Here is a 19244-nt window from a genome sequence, read left to right as displayed (position 1 = left end):
ACCCCGCTTTTATAGCCTGTTGATCGAGATCCCTCCGCGTGCCCGACGCCATACTGCGCCTCGCCCTGCCTTCGCCCCTGCGCCGCCTGTTCGATTACCGTGCCCCGGCCGGTGTCCTGCGCGCCCAGTTGCATCCGGGCATGCGCCTGCGGGTGCCATTCGGCCGACGGGAGATGATCGGGATTCTGGTGGAGATCACTGACACCAGCGAAGTCCCGGTGGAAAAGCTCAAGCCGGCCCTGGCCCTTCTCGACGCGACGCCGCCATTGCCGCCAGCGCTGTTCAAGCTGTGCCTGTGGACCTCCCAGTATTATCAACACAGCCTCGGCGATACCTTGAGTTGGGCGCTACCGGTGTTGCTGCGCCAGGGCGAACTGGCCGAAGCGCGTCAGGAGCGCTTCTGGTCCGCAGCGCCGGGCGCCAGCCTTGACGACCCACGCATCGCCCGCGCCCCGCGTCAGCGTGAGGCCCTGGCGACCCTGGCCCAGCATCCCCACGGCGTCGCCCATCAGTTGCTGAGCAAACTGATGTTGAGCAAGGACAGCCTCGACCTGTTGCTGGCTAAAGACCTGGTACAGGTGGAAATCCGCAGGCACGCCCCCGGCGCGCGCCACGAACACTGGCTGGCGCAACCGGAGCTGCCGCTCAATCCCGAGCAGCGTGCGGCTTATGAAGCGATTCGCGCCGGTTTCGACAGTTATCACGCGTTTTTGCTGGCCGGCGTCACCGGCAGCGGCAAGACCGAAGTGTATTTGCAACTTATTCGCGAAACCCTCGAAGCGGGCAAGCAGGCACTGGTGCTGATCCCGGAGATCAACCTCGGCCCGCAGACCCTGGCGCGCTTCGAGCAGCGTTTCAATGCACGCATCGCACTGATCCACTCGGCGGTCAATGATCGTGAGCGCCTGGACGCCTGGCTTGCCGCGCGGGACGGCGAGGCCGACATCATTATCGGTACCCGTTCGGCACTGTTCACCCCGATGAAGAACCCCGGCCTGATCATCATTGATGAAGAGCACGACGGCTCCTATAAACAGCAGGAGGGCCTGCGCTATCACGCTCGCGACCTGGCGTTGGTGCGTGCACGGCAGGAAAACATTCCGATCGTCCTCGGCTCCGCCACGCCGTCACTGGAAAGCCTGCACAACGCCTACACCGGTCGGTACGGACTCCTACGCCTGAATGAACGCGCCGGTGGCGCCAAGCAACCGCGCTTTCTGCGCCTTGACGTGAAAAGTCGCCCACTGGACAGCGGCATTTCCGGGCCGATGCAGCAGGCCATCGGTCAGACGCTGGCGGCGGGTCAGCAGGTGTTGGTTTTTCTCAACCGCCGCGGTTTTGCGCCGACGCTGCTGTGTCACGACTGCGGCTGGATGTCCGAGTGCCAACGCTGTGATGCACGGATGACCGTGCACCAGCGCTCCGGCGAACTGCGCTGCCACCATTGCGGCTACGTCGAACGCGTGCCCCGGCATTGCCCCAAGTGCGGGAAAGTTGACCTGCGCCCGGTAGGTGCCGGCACTGAGCGCGCCGAGGAACGGCTGGGGATTTTGTTCCCCGACGTCCCGGTGCTGCGGGTCGACCGCGACAGCACTTCACGCAAGGACGCGATGAATCAGCTGTTCGCCACTATCCAGAAAGGCCATCCATGCATTCTGGTGGGCACGCAGATGCTTGCCAAAGGGCACCACTTCCCACGGGTGACCCTGGTGTCGATACTCGATGCCGATGGCGGGCTGTTCTCCGGCGACTTTCGCGCCAGCGAACGCATGGCGCAGCTGATTGTCCAGGTCGCAGGCCGCGCGGGCCGGGCTGAAGAGCCGGGCAAGGTGATCATTCAAACCCACCTTGCAGACCATCCGCTGCTGGTGCAATTGACCGAACAGGGTTATTTCGCTTTTGCCGAACAGGCCTTGAGCGAACGTCGCTCGGCGGGATTGCCACCCTTTGCGCATTTGGCATTACTACGCGCCGAAGCGCACAAGCCCGGGCAGGCCGAAGGTTTTCTCGACGAGGCGTGCAGCGAGGCCGAGCGCTTGCTGGCAGAGCAGCACCTGACCGGGATCGAACTGCTGGGGCCGGTGCCGGCACCGATGGAACGGCGGGCCGGGCGCTATCGTGCGCAGTTGTTGTTGCAGGCGACGGCTCGGGCGCCGCTGCATCGACTGTTAAGCAGCTGGCTGCTGGTGCTGGAGCAGATGCCGAGTGGGCGGGCGGTGCGTTGGTCTTTGGATGTGGATCCGGTGGATTTGTATTGATCTAAAGATCGCCTTCGCCGGCAAGCCAGCTCCTACAGGGGTTTGTGGTGGGCACATAATGTGTGAGCAACCGAGATCATTGTAGGAGCTGGCTTGTCGGACCGCCGCACCGCAGCGAAGGGGCCCGAATAGTCACCACATATCCACAACCTGCCCGCTATAGTTGGCAAGCCCGCCTTCGCAACGGATAATGCCCAGTTTTTCCACCAGCGCATCGAAGCGCCGCCGCGCTTGCGGTCGAAAGAGAAGACCATGAAAGACACCATTCGCCAGCTGATCCAACAAGCCATCACCCAACTCGTCAACGAAGGTGTGTTGCCTGAAGGCCTGTCGCCGGCGATTCAGGTGGAAAACTCCCGTGACAAGACTCACGGCGATTTCGCCAGCAACATCGCAATGATGCTGGCCAAACCGGCCGGCATGAAGCCGCGCGACCTGGCCGAGAAAATCATCGCCGCGCTGCCGGCTGACGAAAACGTCTCCAAAGCCGAAATCGCCGGCCCGGGCTTCCTGAATTTCTTCCAGAACACCCAAGCCCTGGCCACTCGCCTGGATGCCGCCCTGGCCGACGATCACATTGGCGTGCGCAAGGCCGGCCCGGTGCAGCGCACCGTGGTTGATCTGTCGGCACCGAACCTGGCCAAAGAGATGCACGTCGGCCACTTGCGCTCGACCATCATCGGCGACGGCGTGGCGCGGGTGCTGGAGTTCCTCGGCGACGAAGTGATCCGTCAGAACCACGTCGGCGACTGGGGCACCCAGTTCGGCATGCTGATGGCTTACCTTCAGGAAAACCCGATCACCAGCGACGAGCTGTCGGACCTGGAAAACTTCTACCGCGCGGCCAAACAACGCTTCGACGAATCCGAAGAGTTCGCAGATCGCGCCCGTGGTCTGGTGGTCAAGCTGCAAGCCGGCGACCCGGACTGCCTGGCGCTGTGGACCAAGTTCAAAGACATCTCGCTGTCGCACTGCCAGAAAATCTACGAACTGCTGAACGTCAAACTGACCATGGCCGACGTGATGGGCGAAAGCGCCTACAACGACGACCTGATCAACGTGGTGAACGACCTCAAGGCCGCCGGCATGCTGGTCGAGAGTAACGGCGCCCAGTGCGTATTCCTCGACGAATTCAAGAACGCCGACGGCGACCCGCTGCCGGTGATCATCGTCAAGGCCGACGGCGGCTACCTGTATGCCACCACCGACCTGGCGGCGGTGCGTTACCGCAGCGGCAAGCTCAAGGCCGATCGCGCACTGTATTTTGTCGATCAGCGTCAGGCCCTGCACTTTCAGCAAGTGTTCGCCGTGGCACGCAAGGCCGGTTTCGTGACCCATCCGATGGAGATGGAACACATGGGCTTCGGCACCATGAACGGCGCCGATGGCCGTCCGTTCAAGACCCGTGACGGCGGCACAGTGAAACTGATCGACCTGCTGACCGAAGCCCAGGAACGCGCCTACACCCTGGTGAAGGACAAAAACCCGGAGCTGGCCGAGGTCGAGTTGCGCAACATTGCCAGGGTCGTGGGTATCGGCGCAGTGAAATACGCCGACCTGTCCAAGCATCGCACCAGCGACTACAGCTTCAACTTCGACCTGATGCTGAACTTCGAAGGCAACACCGCACCGTATCTGCTGTACGCCTACACCCGCGTGGCCGGAGTGTTCCGCAAGCTCGGCAAAGACTTCAGCGAAGTGGAAGGGCAGATCGTCCTCGAAGCCGCACATGAACACGAACTGGCAGCGAAACTGGCGCAGTTCGGCGAAGTGTTGAACAACGTTTCCGACAAGGGCACGCCGCACATCCTGTGCACCTACCTGTACGATGTTGCCGGCCTGTTCTCCAGTTTCTACGAGAACTGCCCGATCCTCGGCGCCGACACCCCGGCACAAATGCAGAGCCGTCTGCGCCTCGCCGCGCTGACCGGCCGCACACTCAAGCAAGGCCTGGAACTCTTGGGTCTGGAAACTCTGGAGCGTATGTAAGTTGGCTGCCAAGAAAAAACCTGCACCCAAGCGTGGCGCCAGCCGTTACCAAGCACCTGCAAAGCAACCGATCCCGGGTTGGCTGTGGATGGCCATCGGCCTGACGGTCGGCGCGTTTATCGTGTTCCTGATGAAGCTGGAACCGGGCAAGGGCAGCGAGAGCGTCAAGCGCGAGAAAATCGAGCAGCAAAAAGCCACCAGGATCGCCGAGGCCAACAAGACCCCGCCGAGCCCGACACAACCGGTTAAGCCGAAGTACGACTTCTATACCTTGCTGCCGGAATCGGAAGTGATCGTGCCGCCGGATGCGGTGCCGGAGAAAACGCTGCCGACGCCGCAAGTGCCGGCCATTCCGACTACGCCGGTGACGCCAGAGCAAGCGGCCAAGATCGACACCGCGCGAGCTCAGGCCGCACTGGCCGGGATTACTCCGCCGCCAGCGCCGCCGGTTTCCAAAGCGGCGCCGGTGACCAAGTTCTTCCTGCAGGCCGGTTCGTTCCGCAAAGAGGCTGACGCGGACAAGGTTCGGGCGCAGATCATTCTGTTGGGCCAGGCCGTGGCGGTTGAATCCGGCACGGTGAAGGATGAGACTTGGTATCGGGTGCTGGTTGGACCGTTCAGCAACCGCGAGCAACTGACCACCGCCCAGAAACAACTGGCCGGCAGCGGTTTCAGCAATTTGCTGTTACAGCAACGCCAGAGCCGCTGACCCTCCACTGATCGTTCCCACGCTCCGCGTGGGAGTGCAGCCCGTGACGCTCCGCGTCACTGGACGCGGAGCGTCCCTAGAGGCATTCCCACGCGGAGCGCGGGAACGATCACGCAGAACACCGCTCGTCCCCTCTCCCTCCCTACAGTTGAAATACGCGTCACCACCCCCATATGAGTTGGCATAAGGCATTTTCGCCCCACTGCGTGGAGACTCTCCCTTGACCACCATCGTTTCAGTTCGCCGCCACGGCAAAGTCGTCATGGGCGGCGACGGCCAGGTTTCTCTGGGCAATACCGTGATGAAAGGCAACGCGAAGAAAGTTCGCCGCCTGTACCACGGCCAGGTGATCGCCGGCTTTGCCGGCGCCACTGCTGACGCCTTCACCCTTTTTGAGCGTTTCGAAGGCCAGCTCGAGAAACACCAGGGTCATCTGGTTCGCGCCGCCGTCGAACTCGCCAAAGAGTGGCGCACCGACCGCACCCTCAGCCGCCTCGAAGCCATGCTCGCGGTCGCCAACAAAGACGCGTCCCTGATCATTACCGGCAACGGCGACGTGGTCGAACCCGAAGAAGGCCTGATCGCCATGGGTTCCGGGGGTGGTTATGCCCAGGCCGCCGCCAGCGCGCTGCTGAAGAAAACCGATCTGTCGGCCCGGGAAATTGTCGAAACCGCACTCGGTATTGCCGGCGACATCTGTGTATTCACCAACCACACCCAGACCATTGAGGAGCAGGACTGCGCCGAATAAGCCTGTTCAGGCCTTTGTGCCACGGCTCATTCTTGCTTGAGGTCCGCCAAATACTATGTCCATGACTCCCCGTGAAATCGTCCACGAACTCAATCGCCATATCATCGGCCAGGACGATGCCAAGCGCGCCGTCGCCATTGCGCTGCGTAACCGCTGGCGCCGGATGCAGCTGCCTGAAGAGCTGCGCGTTGAAGTGACCCCCAAGAACATCCTGATGATCGGCCCGACCGGCGTCGGTAAAACCGAGATCGCCCGTCGCCTGGCCAAACTGGCCAACGCGCCGTTCATCAAAGTCGAAGCGACCAAGTTCACCGAAGTCGGTTATGTCGGTCGCGACGTAGAATCGATCATTCGTGACCTGGCTGACGCGGCCATCAAACTGCTGCGCGAACAGGAAATAACCAAGGTTCGCCATCGCGCCGAAGACGCCGCCGAAGAGCGCATTCTCGACGCCCTGTTGCCACCGGCACGCATGGGTTTCACCAACGATGACGCCGCACCGTCGGCCGACTCCAATACCCGCCAGCTGTTCCGCAAGCGCCTGCGCGAAGGTCAGCTGGACGACAAGGAGATCGAAATCGAAGTCGCCGAAGTAGTCGGCGTCGATATCTCCGCGCCGCCGGGCATGGAAGAAATGACCAACCAGTTGCAAAGCCTGTTCGCCAACATGGGCAAGGGCAAGCGCAAGAGCCGCAAGATCAAGGTCAAGGAAGCGCTGAAACTGGTGCGTGACGAAGAAGCCGGTCGCCTGGTCAACGAAGAAGAGTTGAAGGCCAAGGCCCTGGAAGCGGTCGAGCAGCACGGCATCGTGTTCATCGACGAGATCGACAAGGTCGCCAAGCGCGGCAATTCCGGTGGCGTCGACGTGTCCCGTGAAGGCGTGCAGCGCGACTTGCTGCCACTGATCGAAGGCTGCACCGTCAACACCAAACTGGGCATGGTCAAGACCGACCACATCCTGTTCATCGCCTCCGGTGCGTTCCACCTGAGCAAGCCGAGCGATCTGGTGCCGGAGCTGCAAGGTCGCCTGCCGATTCGCGTTGAGCTGAAGGCGCTGACGCCTGAAGACTTCGAACGCATTCTCAGCGAGCCGCACGCGTCGCTCACCGAGCAGTATTGCGCCCTGCTGAAAACCGAAGGACTGGTCATCGAATTCCAGCCGGACGGCATCAAGCGCATCGCCGAGATCGCCTGGCAGGTCAACGAGAAGACCGAGAACATCGGCGCTCGTCGCCTGCACACCCTGCTGGAGCGCCTGCTCGAAGAGGTGTCGTTCAGCGCTGGCGACCTGGCCAGCGCCCACGATGAGAAGGCGATCCTGATCGACGCCGACTACGTCAACAACCATCTGGGCGAATTGGCGCAGAACGAAGACCTGTCGCGCTACATTCTGTAGAGCGGCAAGCTTCTAGCTACAAGCTGCAAGCTGGACATCACTGTCTTGCAGCTTGTAGCTTGTAGCTTCAAGCCCAGAAGCCCTCCTCCATGACCACTCAAATTCCCACCGACATCAAACTGCACAAAGCCTCGAAAACCCTGTCGCTGAAATACGCGTCCGGCGAGGAATTTCACCTGCCCGCCGAATTCCTTCGCGTGCACTCCCCCTCCGCCGAGGTCCAGGGCCACGGCAAACCTATCCTGCAATTTGGCAAGATCGGCGTAGGCCTGGCCAAGGTCGAACCCGCCGGTCAGTACGCACTGAAATTGACCTTCGACGACGGCCACGACAGCGGCCTGTTCACCTGGGAATATCTGTACCAGCTGGGCATGCGCCAAGAAGATCTCTGGAACGACTATCTTGCCGAACTCAAAGCGGCTGGAAAAACCCGCGACCCGAGCGAATCCATCGTCAAGCTGATGCTCTAGGTCGGGCCTCTTGCTCTTTAGAGGGCATTTTCTAATTTCATCTGTTTGAATGCTCGGCTTACAGGCCGACGATTGGCCTGCTTGCGAAAAAAATTAAACTCGGGTAACCAATGGAACTGGCAAGGTCCCTGCAGTGCTCGCTGAACTGAAAAGCAGCGATGCGGAATTAACGGTCACCCGAGCAGTAGTACCTGGCATTGGCTGTGAGACTGCGCAGCCGGCCCGGGTATTCGTCGGGACAATGGAGCGTCGTAGATGAGTAACAAGAATAACGATGACTTGAAGTATCAGGCCTCGGAAAACACCTTGGGGCTGAATCCTGTCGTTGGGTTGCGTGGAAAAGATCTGCTGGCCTCTGCTCGAATGGTGCTCAGGCAAGCCATCAAACAACCGATTCACAGTGCCAAGCATGTCGCCCACTTCGGTCGCGAACTCACGCACGTGCTGCTCGGCAAGTCCGGGTTGCAACCGACAAGCGATGACCGTCGCTTCGCGGATCCGGCCTGGAGCCAGAACCCGCTCTACAAACGTTATTTGCAAACTTATCTGGCGTGGCGCAAGGAGCTCCACGACTGGATCGACCACAGCAATCTGTCGCCCAATGATGCCAGTCGCGGGCATTTCGTGATCAACCTCATGACCGAAGCCATGGCGCCGACCAACAGCGCGGCCAACCCGGCGGCGGTCAAACGCTTCTTCGAAACCGGCGGCAAAAGCCTGCTCGACGGCCTCTCGCATCTGGCCAAGGATCTGGTGCACAACGGCGGCATGCCGAGCCAGGTCAACATGGGCGCATTTGAAGTCGGCAAAAGCCTGGGCGTTACCGAAGGCGCTGTCGTCTTCCGCAACGACGTGCTGGAGTTGATCCAGTACCGGCCGACCACCGAGCAGGTGCACGAGCGTCCTTTGCTGGTGGTACCGCCGCAGATCAACAAGTTCTATGTGTTCGACCTGAGCCCGGACAAGAGCCTGGCGCGGTTCTGCCTGCGCAATAACGTGCAGACCTTTATCGTCAGCTGGCGCAACCCGACCAAGGAGCAGCGCGAGTGGGGGCTGTCGACCTACATCGAAGCGCTCAAGGAAGCGGTCGACGTGGTCACCGCGATCACTGGCAGCAAAGACGTGAACATGCTCGGCGCCTGCTCCGGCGGCATCACCTGCACGGCTCTGCTGGGCCACTACGCGGCAATTGGCGAGAAAAAGGTCAACGCCCTCACCTTGCTGGTCAGTGTGCTGGATACCACCCTGGACAGCGACGTAGCGCTATTCGTCAATGAACAAACCCTCGAAAGCGCCAAGCGCCACTCTTATCAGGCCGGTGTGCTGGAAGGCCGCGACATGGCCAAAGTCTTCGCCTGGATGCGCCCCAATGATCTGATCTGGAACTACTGGGTCAACAACTACCTGCTGGGCAACGAGCCACCCGTGTTCGACATCCTGTTCTGGAACAACGACACCACACGGTTGCCTGCGGCCTTCCACGGCGACCTGATCGAATTGTTCAAAAGCAACCCGTTGATCCGCGCCGATGCACTGGAAGTGTGCGGTACGCCGATCGATCTGAAACAGGTCACTGTCGATATCTTTTCCCTGGCCGGGACCAACGACCACATTACGCCGTGGAAGTCCTGCTACAAGTCGGCGCAACTGTTCGGCGGCAAGGTGGAATTCGTGCTGTCCAGCAGCGGGCATATCCAGAGCATTCTGAACCCACCGGGCAATCCGAAATCGCGCTACATGACCAGCACCGAGATGCCGGTCAAGGCTGAGGAATGGCAAGAAAACTCCACCAAGCACACTGACTCCTGGTGGCTGCATTGGCAGGCCTGGCAGGCCGAGCGTTCCGGCAACCTGAAAAAGGCCCCGGCGAAACTGGGCAACAAGGCGTATCCGGCAGGCGAGGCGGCACCAGGCACTTACGTACACGAACGCTAGATGACCCTATACCTGTAGGAGCCGGCTTGCTGGCGATGCGAGCACCGCGGTTTCCCAGCTTCACCGCGGTGATGCAATCGCCAGCAAGCCGGCTCCTACAGAGCCAGGGACAACGATCCTTCTACAGGGCCTGAAGCATGCCGCAACAGTTCATCTTTCGTACCGTCGACCTGGATGGCCAGACCCTCCGCACGGCGGTACGCCCCGGCAAGCCTCACTTGACGCCCTTGCTGATTTTCAACGGCATCGGCGCCAACCTGGAGCTGGTGTTTCCGTTCATCGCGGCGCTGGACCCGGACCTGGAAGTCATCGCCTTCGATGTACCGGGTGTCGGCGGCTCGTCGACGCCAAACCGACCGTATCGTTTTCCGGGCCTTGCGAAACTCACGGCGCGGATGCTCGACTATCTCGACTATGGAAAGGTCAACGTGATCGGCGTGTCCTGGGGTGGCGCCCTCGCCCAGCAGTTCGCTTTCGACTATCCCGAGCGGTGCAAGAAACTCGTTCTGGCGGCCACGGCGGCTGGCACGGTGATGGTGCCGGGCAAGCCAAAAGTGCTATGGCTGATGGCCAGCCCACGGCGCTACATCCAGCCGTCTCATGTGATCCGTATTGCGCCGATGATTTACGGCGGTGCGTTCCGGCGCGATCCAACCCTCGCCGCCAGCCACGCCGCCAAGGTGCGTTCCGCGGGCAAGCTCGGTTACTACTGGCAGTTGTTCGCCGGCCTCGGCTGGACCAGCATTCACTGGCTGCACAAGATCCATCAGCCAACCCTGGTGCTGGCCGGCGACGACGATCCACTGATACCGCTGATCAACATGCGCGTTCTGGCGTGGCGGATTCCCAATGCTCAGCTGCACATCATCGATGACGGGCATCTGTTCCTGATCACCCGGGCCGAAGCAGTGGCACCGATCATCATGAAATTCCTTGAGGAAGAAAGACAGCGCGCAGTCATGCATCCGCATCCGGCGCCATTGGGCGGTTAACCGGCCCATTGTCGGTCGGCAGGACGCCGCTGCGCGCAACAACCCGTAACAGCGTCTATGGTGTTCTGGTTCGACGTGTTTGTTTTAGGCCTGAAGACCAAGGAGTGTTGAGTCATGCGCGACAAACCAGCGAGGGATTTTTTACCGACTCCCGCCGCGTTCATCAACGCACAGAGTGCGATTACCGGCCTGCGTGGTCGGGATCTCTTTTCGACCCTGCGCAGCGTTGCCGCCCATGGTTTGCGCAACCCGGTGCACACCGCCCGACACGCCTTGAAGCTGGGCGGCCAGTTGGGTCGAGTGCTGCTGGGCGAAACCCTGCACCCGACCAATCCGCAGGACAATCGCTTTGCCGACCCCGCATGGAGTCTCAACCCTTTTTATCGCCGCAGCTTGCAGGCTTATCTGAGCTGGCAGAAGCAAGTCAAAAACTGGATCGACGACAGCAACATGAGCCCGGACGATCGCGCCCGCGCCCACTTCGCGTTCGCGTTGCTCAACGACGCCCTGGCCCCGTCCAATAGCCTGCTCAATCCGCTGGCGATCAAGGAGATCTTCAACTCCGGCGGCAACAGCCTGGTGCGCGGTATCAGTCACCTGGTCGACGACTTCCTGCACAACGACGGCCTGCCCAGGCAGGTCACCAAACAAGCTTTCGAAGTGGGCAAAACGGTCGCCACCACCACCGGCTCTGTGGTGTTTCGCAATGAGTTGCTGGAGCTTATCCAGTACAAGCCGATGAGCGAAAAGCAGTATTCCAAACCCTTGCTGGTGGTGCCGCCGCAGATCAACAAGTACTACATTTTCGACCTGAGCCCCCACAACAGCTTTGTCCAGTTTGCGCTGAAGAACGGCCTGCAAACCTTCATGATCAGTTGGCGCAATCCTGATGTGCGCCATCGCGAATGGGGACTGTCGACCTACGTTGAAGCCGTAGAAGAAGCGATGAACGTTTGCCGGGCGATCACCGGTGCCCGCGAGGTCAACCTGATGGGCGCCTGCGCCGGCGGCCTGACCATCGCCGCCCTGCAAGGGCATTTGCAGGCCAAGCGACAACTGCGCAGGGTATCCAGCGCGACGTACCTGGTGAGCCTGCTCGACAGTCAGATGGACACGCCCGCGACCCTGTTCGCCGATGAGCAAACCCTCGAGGCGGCCAAGCGCCGGTCCTATCAGAAAGGCGTGCTGGACGGTCGAGACATGGCCAAGGTCTTTGCCTGGATGCGTCCCAACGACTTGATCTGGAGTTACTTCGTCAACAACTACCTGTTGGGCAAGGAACCGCCGGCGTTCGACATTCTCTACTGGAACAACGACAGCACGCGCCTGCCAGCGGCCCTCCATGGCGACCTGCTGGACTTCTTCAAGCACAATCCGCTGAGTCATCCGGGCGGCCTTGAAGTGTGCGGTACGCCGATCGACTTGCAGAAAGTCACGGTCGACAGCTTCAGCGTGGCCGGCATCAATGACCACATCACCCCCTGGGATGCGGTGTATCGCTCCACCCTGCTGCTGGGTGGCGAGCGGCGCTTCATACTCTCCAACAGCGGGCATGTGCAGAGCATTCTCAACCCGCCCTCCAACCCGAAAGCCAATTTCGTCGAAAGCACGAAGCTGAGCGGCGACCCACGGGCCTGGTATTACGACGCCAAGCAAGTCGACGGCAGCTGGTGGACTCCGTGGCTGGGCTGGATTCAGGAGCGTTCCGGTGCACTGAAAGAAACCCGGATGACGCTGGGCAACCAGAACTATCCACCGATGGAGGCAGCGCCCGGCACCTACGTGCGCGTGCGCTGACGCTCAATGAGCCACGGCCGGCGTTGGCCGTGGCATGACTCGATCAATAAGAAGACTGGATGAAAACCCGCGACCGGATCCTCGAATGTGCCCTGCAGTTGTTCAATCAGAAGGGCGAACCGAACGTCTCCACCATGGAAGTTGCCAATGAAATGGGCATTAGCCCGGGTAATCTCTACTACCACTTCCACGGCAAGGAACCGCTGATACTCGGCTTGTTCGAGCGCTTCCAGAACGAGCTTGCGCCACTGCTCGATCCGCCGGCCGATGTCGAACTGGCCCCCGAAGATTACTGGCTGTTCCTGCACCTGATCGTCGAGCGCCTGGCGCACTACCGTTTTTTGTTCCAGGACCTGTCGAACCTGGCCGGGCGCCTGCCGAAGCTGGCCAAGGGCATCCGCAACCTGCTCAACGCGCTCAAGCGCACGCTGGCTTCATTGCTGGCGCAGTTGAAGGCTCAGGGGCAGTTGGTCAGCGACACCCAGGCACTGGGACAGCTGGTGGAGCAGATCACCATGACACTGCTGTTCTCGCTGGACTATCAACGGATTCTTGATCGTGGGGGTGAGGTGAGGCTGGTGGTGTATCAGATCATGATGCTGGTGGCGCCGCATCTGTTGCCGCCGATCAAGGTGGCAACCGAGCAAATGGCGTTGCAGTACCTGGAAGAGCATTAAGATCAAAAGATCGCAGCCTTCGGCAGCTCCTACAGGTGTACGCGATTCCCTGTAGGAGCTGCCGAAGGCTGCGATCTTTTGACTGACGACTCAATCGTCAAAACAAAACGCCCGACCTTTGCAGGCCGGGCGTGATCGTTCCCATGCTCCGCGTGGGAATGCAGCCGGTGACGCTCCGCGTCACTGCCGCAATGGACGCGGAGCGTCCGGTGAGGCATTCCCACGCAGAGCGTGGGAACGATCATCAGGACTGACTGGTTGGCGTCGATGGAGCTGGCGCGGCAGTCGGGGTTGCAGCAGAGGTCGGTGCAGCAGCGGAGTTCGATGTGCTGACCGGGGTTGCCGGGGTGGCGGCAGCCACTGCCGGTTTTGGTGCAGCGGCTTTCGGCGCTGCCGGTTTTTTCACTGCCGGCTTCTTCGCGGCGGCAGGTTTTGCCGCTGGCTTGGTTGCCGGTTTGGCTGCTGCGGTTTTGGCTGCTGGTTTAGCCGCAGCTTTGGCGGCGACCGGTTTGGCCGCCGGTTTGGCTGCTGCAGGTTTAGCGGCGGCTGTCTTGGCGGCCGGTTTAGCGGCAGCCTTGGCCAGCGGCTTGGCAGCCGGTTTCGCTGCTGCGGTTTTAGCCGCAACAGGCGCAACCTTGGCACCCGTGAGTTTTTCGATTTGCTTGGTCAGGGTATCGACCTTGCTGTGCAGTGCCTTGACCTCATTGCGGCTTGGTACGCCCAGGCGCGAAATGGCGCTGTTCAGACGCTTGTCAAAAGCCCCTTCCAGCTCATCCCACTTGCCCATTGCACGATCTTTCACGCCGCTGATACGCGACTTGGCCGACGAAGCGGAGTCCTTGGCGGCATCGACTTTCTTATCGACAGCGCTCTTGGTGAGCTTCTCGGCTTTCTCGCCATCTTTAACCAATGCATCGAAGAGCTTGCTGCCGTCAGTGTCGATCTTCGAGTACACGCCCAAACCAGCCAGCCAGATTTTGCGGGAGTAGTCTTCGACTTTCCCGATCCACGAGCTGCCTTCTTTATCGGTGTTCTTTTTACCAGCCATCCCGTTCTCCTTAAGATTTATGCGCGACGCGTTCGAGCAATGCCGTCAGCTCATCGAGCTTGGCAGAGAGTGTCTCCACGTCATGTTTAGACGGAATGCCGATACGATTCAAGGTACTTGCGACACGCGAGTCAAAAGCCTTCTCTACTTTGTCGAGCTGAACTTCGACCTTGCCTTTGAAAGAGCTGACTTCAGTCTTGGCTTCATCGATCTCGGCATTAGCCGCTTCAAGCTTCTCGGCAACGGCTTCTTTGCCTTTCTTTTCAACAGCTTGACCGGCTACGATCAACTCTTGAAAGTACTCGCTACCCTCTTGGCCGACCCTGGCGTAAGCCCCCAGGCCTGCCAGCCAGATCTTGCGAGCATAGGATTTGACGTCGCTCAGAGCGGTTGTCGAAGCGTCGATTTTTTTCTTCAAAATAACTTTGGCCATGGTGCACCTCACGCGCAGAAGGTTTGAGGAACTGCCCGCGAAAGCGTCGGGCTCAGGCACAAAGTAGTGAGAATAATTAGAAACGGCACCCTAACAACCGACACAAATCTTGGGTACTCCACAAACAAATGTGGGAGCGAGCTTGCTCGCGATGAGGGAGTGTCAGTCGACATACATGTTGTCTGACACACCGCAATCGCGAGCAAGCTCGCTCCCACAGGGAATGCACTCGCAAATCTATTGCCGGTCAAGCCAACGCTTTATCGAGCGCCTTCTCGATTTCCGATTTGATCGTGCCGCTCATGGCCGACATCAGCAGGCCCAACTCGACATCGACCTTGATCGAATTCTCGCCCACATACACCACCCCGTTCACACCTGAACGTTTGAGGTTCAGCGTATCGCCGGACCACTGCGGCTCCAGGCCATATTGCTCGGACAGCCTCTGCGCCAACTTGTCGGCCTTCTCGCGGGCCGCTTCCTTGCCCAGGCCGTGGGCACGCTCAACACTAATACGGGCCATCGAATGACTCCTGCTTTATGGATACTTTCCTGAAGCATCTTGACCGCTGCTGCGGCAAAACGTCCCGGCGGTTGCCCATCTTACCTTCAGCCTTGCCAAGACAAAGCAGGCCACCGGGATTAGAATGTCCCGCATTCTCTTTTGGTGACAGCGATATGACTGATCAGCGCAAAGGCAGCGATGCCGAACCCACCACTCACTTCGGCTTCAAAAACGTCCCGGAAAGCCAGAAAGCGGAAAAAGTCGCTGAGGTTTTCCACTCGGTAGCCGCCAAGTACGACTTGATGAACGACCTCCTGTCGGGCGGCATGCACCGCTTGTGGAAGCGTTTTGCGATCGAACTGTCGGGCGTTCGCACCGGCAACCGAGTGCTGGACATCGCCGGCGGTACCGGCGACCTGACCAAGAAATTTTCGCACCTCGTGGGCCCGACCGGCCAGGTCGTGCTGGCCGACATCAACGAATCCATGCTCAAGGTCGGTCGTGACCGCCTGCTGGATCTGGGTGTGGCCGGCAACGTCGAATTCGTCCAGGCCGACGCCGAAAAGCTGCCGTTCCCGGATAACCATTTCGACTGCGTGACCATTGCCTTCGGCCTGCGCAACGTCACCCATAAGGAAGACGCCCTGCGCTCGATGCTGCGCGTGCTGAAACCGGGCGGCCGTCTGCTGGTGCTGGAATTCTCCAAACCTACTAACGCGCTGATGTCCAAAGCCTACGACGCCTACTCGTTCGCCTTCATGCCGCTGATGGGCAAGCTGATCACCAACGACTCGGAAAGCTATCGCTACCTGGCCGAATCGATCCGCATGCACCCGAATCAGGAAACCCTGAAGTCGATGATGGTCGAGGCCGGTTTCGACCGCGTGACCTACCACAACATGACCGCAGGCATCGTCGCCCTGCACCGTGGCATCAAACCCTGATGTTGCTGGCCGGTCTGCTCGCCAGCGTTGAACTCGGTCTGAACCGGGTGCTGCGGCTCGATAGCACGGCGCTGCCGCGGCTGGCGCATTTGAGTGGCAAGGTGATCGCTGTCGATTGCCGCAGTCCGACGCTGCAACTGTTCATCCTGCCCAGCGATGAAGGCCTGATGCTGGCTTCCCGGTGGGAAACCGGCGCCGACTGCACCTTGCGTGCACCGGCCTCGAGCCTGTTGAAACTGGCGATGAGCAAGGACAAGTCGTCGGTCCTGCATGGTCCTGAAGTCGAGCTCCACGGCGACAGCGGCGTACTGCTGGAACTGGCGGTAATCCTCCAGGACCTGGAACTGGACTGGGAGTACGAACTCGCACGCGTGCTGGGCCCGGTCGCTACGCAATTGGTCGGTGGTCATCTGCGCAGCCGCGCACGCTGGTATCAGCAAGGGTTCGCCAGCCTGAATCAGAACCTGGGCGAATACCTGGCCGAAGAATCGCGCACCCTCGTCGGTCAGCGCGAAGCCGAAGCCCGCTTCAGTGAACTGGACCAGATCAAACTCGATCTGGAACGTCTCGAGGCGCGCTTCGAGCGCCTTTCCCGATCCCTCGACCCAAGCGATAACGCATGAAGCTGCTTGCCGTCCGCCGTTTGTTGCGCATCCAGCGCGTTGTGATCCGCTACCGCCTCGATGACCTGCTGTTCGCCCTGCCGCTGCCCTGGTTTCTGCTGGCGCTGCGCTATGCCTTGCCGTGGCGCTGGTTCCCGCGCAAGACCCTGGACTTGAGCCGCGGCGCGCGATTGCGTCTGGCGCTGCAGGACCTGGGACCGATTTTCATCAAGTTCGGGCAGATTCTCTCCACTCGCCGCGACCTGCTGCCGGAAGACATCGCCGATGAGCTGATGAAGCTGCAGGACCGGGTGCCGCCGTTCGACTCGCAAGTGTCGGTCAATCTGATCGAAGAGCAGCTCGGCAAAAAGATCAGTGAAGTGTTCAGCCGCTTCGACGTCGAACCGCTGGCCTCGGCCTCGGTGGCGCAGGTGCATGCCGCGCAACTGAAAACCGGCGAAGAAGTGGTCGTCAAAGTGATCCGCCCGGGCCTGAAACCGATCATTGCCCAGGACCTGGCGTGGCTGTTCATCCTCGCCCGCGCCGCCGAAAAGCTCTCGGCCGACGCGCGCCTGCTGCACCCGGTGGACGTGGTTCTGGATTACGAAAAAACCATCTACGACGAACTCGACCTGTTACGCGAAGCGGCCAACGCCAGCCAGTTGAAGCGCAACTTCGACGGCTCGCCGCTGCTGTACGTGCCGCAAGTCTATTGGGACTGGTGCCGGCCGAAAGTGCTGGTGATGGAGCGCATCTACGGGATCCAGGTCACTGACCTCGCCACCCTGGCCGACCAGCGCACCGACATGAAAATGCTCGCCGAGCGCGGCGTGGAGATTTTCTTCACCCAGGTGTTCCGTGACAGCTTCTTCCACGCCGACATGCACCCGGGCAACATCTTCGTCAGCACGGTCAATCCGTGGAGCCCGCAATACATTGCGATCGACTGCGGCATCGTCGGCAGCCTGACCCCGGAAGATCAGGACTATCTGGCGCGCAACCTGTTCGCGTTCTTCAAGCGCGATTATCGTCGCGTGGCGCAATTGCACATCGATTCGGGCTGGGTGCCGGCGGAAACCAAACTCAACGAATTCGAAGCGGCGATCCGCACTGTGTGCGAGCCGATCTTCGAAAAACCGTTAAAAGATATTTCCTTCGGCCAGGTGCTGATGCGCCTGTTCGAGACCGCTCGACGCTTCAACATGGAAGTGCAGCCGCAGCTCGTGCTGCTGCAGAAAACCCTGCTGAACATCGAAGGCCTGGGCCGTCAGCTATACCCTGACCTTGATCTGTGGAACACCGCCCAGCCGTTCCTCGAACGCTGGATGCGCGAGCGGGTCAGCCCCAAAGCCTTGCTCGGCAATGTGCAGAGCCAGTTCGAACAGTTGCCGCACCTGGCGAACATGGCCCGCGATCTGCTCGAGCGCATGTCCCAGCCCCACGCCAATGATCCTCCACCGCCGTGGCATCGACGCAAGGACGACTGGCTCTTGCGCCTGCTCGGTTGTGCGCATTTGGCCGGCGGCGCGATACTCGCCGCGGGTGGGCCATTGAACGAAATGGGCCATTGGCCGGCCGGCATCATGGTGGCCGTCGGCTTGTATCTGGTCGTTCGCCGATAGCCAGCGCCCCCGCACGCTGGCACACTGTTTCAACGCCTGTGCCCGACTAATGAAGTGTCGGGCCCGCTGTCGGAGTCGATGATGAAAAACTGGCTGGACGAGATCAAGTGGGACGCCGATGGCCTGGTGCCGGCAATTGCCCAGGATCACAAGACCGGACGCGTCCTGATGATGGCCTGGATGAACCGGGAAGCGCTGGAACTGAGCGCTGCCGAGAACCGCGCCATTTACTGGTCACGCTCCCGTGGCAAGTTGTGGCGCAAGGGCGAAGAATCCGGGCACGTGCAAACACTGCATGAAATGCGTCTGGACTGTGATGCCGACGTGATCATCCTGATGGTCGAGCAGATCGGCGACATCGCTTGCCATACCGGACGCCAGAGCTGTTTCTATCGTGTCTTCGAGAACGGCGACTGGAAAACCGTCGACCCGGTCCTGAAAGACCCGCACGCCATCTACAGCGCAGGACACACCCATGAGTGATACGTTGACCCGTCTGGCCCAGGTACTGGAAGAGCGCAAAGGCGCCGCCGCCGACAGCTCGTATGTCGCCAGCCTGTACCACAAGGGCTTGAACAAGATTCTGGAAAAAGTCGGCGAAGAGTCGGTCGAAACCATCATTGCCGCCAAGGATGCCGCCATCAGCGGTGACTGCAGCGATGTGATCTACGAGACCGCCGATTTGTGGTTCCACAGCATGGTCATGCTCGCCCAACTGGGGCAACATCCACAGGCTGTACTCGATGAACTGGACCGTCGCTTCGGTCTGTCCGGACACGCCGAGAAAGCCTCGCGCCCGTCCGCCTGAACAACTATTTGAGAGGAGCAGCACCATGGGCATTTTTGACTGGAAACACTGGGTCGTCATCCTGGTTGTCGTTGTGCTGGTGTTCGGCACCAAGAAACTGAAAAACCTCGGCACTGACGTGGGCGAGTCGATCAAGGGCTTTCGCAAAGCCATGAACGATGAAGACAAGCCGGCTGACCCGACGGTGACCCCGCAACAACCGGTTCCACCTGCTCAACCACAGACCACACAGTCCGTGAACCCGCCGCATACCATCGACGTGCAGGCGCAAAAAGTCGAAGAGCCGATCCGCAAAGACGTGTGAGCAC

General features: G+C 60.4%; 19 protein-coding genes. 16 read left to right on the top strand and 3 right to left on the bottom strand.

The window, feature by feature from the left end; all coding sequences use genetic code 11:
* Positions 1-38: 38 nt before the first annotated feature.
* The 10 genes from ACA067_RS01790 to ACA067_RS01745 all read left to right on the top strand — a co-directional run bounded on the left by ACA067_RS01790 (position 39) and on the right by ACA067_RS01745 (position 12974).
* Positions 39-2258, top strand: a complete 2220-nt coding sequence (locus ACA067_RS01790; RefSeq protein ID WP_497460356.1) for a primosomal protein N' — start codon at positions 39-41, stop codon at positions 2256-2258.
* A 252-nt stretch (positions 2259-2510) separates the two neighbouring features.
* Complete coding sequence (gene argS, locus ACA067_RS01785) at positions 2511-4247, top strand: arginine--tRNA ligase (RefSeq protein WP_497460355.1); 1737 nt, start codon at positions 2511-2513, stop codon at positions 4245-4247.
* Between the two features lies 1 nt (position 4248).
* Positions 4249-4956, top strand: a complete 708-nt coding sequence (locus ACA067_RS01780; protein WP_128872197.1) for an SPOR domain-containing protein — start codon at positions 4249-4251, stop codon at positions 4954-4956.
* Between the two features lie 220 nt (positions 4957-5176).
* A complete protein-coding gene (hslV, locus tag ACA067_RS01775) occupies positions 5177-5707 on the top strand; it encodes an ATP-dependent protease subunit HslV (protein ID WP_007948954.1) in 531 nt (176 codons plus the stop codon).
* 55 nt (positions 5708-5762) lie between these two features.
* Positions 5763-7103, top strand: a complete 1341-nt coding sequence (hslU, locus tag ACA067_RS01770; protein WP_497460354.1) for an ATP-dependent protease ATPase subunit HslU — start codon at positions 5763-5765, stop codon at positions 7101-7103.
* Between the two features lie 89 nt (positions 7104-7192).
* Positions 7193-7573 (top strand): gamma-butyrobetaine hydroxylase family protein, encoded by a 381-nt coding sequence (locus ACA067_RS01765; protein WP_497460353.1) that lies wholly within the window; start codon positions 7193-7195, stop codon positions 7571-7573.
* A 255-nt stretch (positions 7574-7828) separates the two neighbouring features.
* Positions 7829-9508: a class II poly(R)-hydroxyalkanoic acid synthase gene (gene phaC, locus ACA067_RS01760; RefSeq protein ID WP_497460352.1), complete on the top strand. Its 1680-nt coding sequence runs from the start codon at positions 7829-7831 to the stop codon at positions 9506-9508.
* A gap of 137 nt (positions 9509-9645) precedes the next feature.
* Positions 9646-10500, top strand: a complete 855-nt coding sequence (gene phaZ / locus ACA067_RS01755) for a poly(3-hydroxyalkanoate) depolymerase (protein WP_497460351.1) — start codon at positions 9646-9648, stop codon at positions 10498-10500.
* Positions 10501-10614: 114 nt separating this feature from the next.
* Positions 10615-12297 carry a class II poly(R)-hydroxyalkanoic acid synthase gene (gene phaC / locus ACA067_RS01750; RefSeq protein WP_497460350.1) on the top strand — a complete coding sequence of 561 codons (1683 nt, stop codon included), beginning with the start codon at positions 10615-10617 and terminating at the stop codon, positions 12295-12297.
* A gap of 59 nt (positions 12298-12356) precedes the next feature.
* Entirely contained in the window at positions 12357-12974 is a 618-nt protein-coding gene (locus tag ACA067_RS01745) for a TetR/AcrR family transcriptional regulator (RefSeq protein WP_497460349.1), read from the top strand.
* Between the two features lie 244 nt (positions 12975-13218).
* Here ACA067_RS01745 and ACA067_RS01740 read toward each other — a convergent pair whose 3' ends face one another.
* From ACA067_RS01740 to ACA067_RS01730, 3 genes are all read right to left on the bottom strand, one after another.
* Positions 13219-14022 carry a phasin family protein gene (locus ACA067_RS01740; protein ID WP_497460348.1) on the bottom strand — a complete coding sequence of 268 codons (804 nt, stop codon included), beginning with the start codon at positions 14020-14022 and terminating at the stop codon, positions 13219-13221.
* A 10-nt stretch (positions 14023-14032) separates the two neighbouring features.
* Positions 14033-14455 carry a phasin family protein gene (locus tag ACA067_RS01735; protein ID WP_128872206.1) on the bottom strand — a complete coding sequence of 141 codons (423 nt, stop codon included), beginning with the start codon at positions 14453-14455 and terminating at the stop codon, positions 14033-14035.
* Between the two features lie 247 nt (positions 14456-14702).
* Positions 14703-14978 carry a polyhydroxyalkanoic acid system family protein gene (locus ACA067_RS01730; protein WP_497460347.1) on the bottom strand — a complete coding sequence of 92 codons (276 nt, stop codon included), beginning with the start codon at positions 14976-14978 and terminating at the stop codon, positions 14703-14705.
* 155 nt (positions 14979-15133) lie between these two features.
* Between ACA067_RS01730 and ubiE the strand changes: the two genes are divergently transcribed.
* From ubiE to ACA067_RS01700, 6 genes are all read left to right on the top strand, one after another.
* A complete protein-coding gene (ubiE, locus tag ACA067_RS01725) occupies positions 15134-15904 on the top strand; it encodes a bifunctional demethylmenaquinone methyltransferase/2-methoxy-6-polyprenyl-1,4-benzoquinol methylase UbiE (protein ID WP_007948968.1) in 771 nt (256 codons plus the stop codon).
* Positions 15904-16527 (top strand): ubiquinone biosynthesis accessory factor UbiJ, encoded by a 624-nt coding sequence (locus ACA067_RS01720; protein ID WP_497460346.1) that lies wholly within the window; start codon positions 15904-15906, stop codon positions 16525-16527. The genes ubiE and ACA067_RS01720 overlap by 1 nt, the downstream gene beginning before the upstream one ends.
* The gene (gene ubiB, locus ACA067_RS01715) at positions 16524-18128 is read left to right on the top strand and encodes a ubiquinone biosynthesis regulatory protein kinase UbiB (protein ID WP_497460345.1); all 1605 of its coding nucleotides are present in this window, start codon (positions 16524-16526) and stop codon (positions 18126-18128) included. Before ACA067_RS01720 ends, ubiB begins: the two co-directional genes overlap by 4 nt.
* Before the next feature lie 81 nt (positions 18129-18209).
* Positions 18210-18611, top strand: a complete 402-nt coding sequence (gene hisI / locus ACA067_RS01710) for a phosphoribosyl-AMP cyclohydrolase (protein ID WP_054054645.1) — start codon at positions 18210-18212, stop codon at positions 18609-18611.
* On the top strand, positions 18604-18936 hold the full coding sequence (locus ACA067_RS01705; protein WP_007899279.1) for a phosphoribosyl-ATP diphosphatase: 333 nt from the start codon (positions 18604-18606) through the stop codon (positions 18934-18936). Before hisI ends, ACA067_RS01705 begins: the two co-directional genes overlap by 8 nt.
* A 25-nt stretch (positions 18937-18961) precedes the next feature.
* Positions 18962-19240 carry a twin-arginine translocase TatA/TatE family subunit gene (locus tag ACA067_RS01700; RefSeq protein ID WP_154853120.1) on the top strand — a complete coding sequence of 93 codons (279 nt, stop codon included), beginning with the start codon at positions 18962-18964 and terminating at the stop codon, positions 19238-19240.
* The last annotated feature ends 4 nt before the right edge of the window (positions 19241-19244 follow it).

The organism is Pseudomonas sp. LBUM1674, from assembly GCF_059695635.1.
This window is presented reverse-complemented; position numbering and strand designations above follow the sequence as displayed.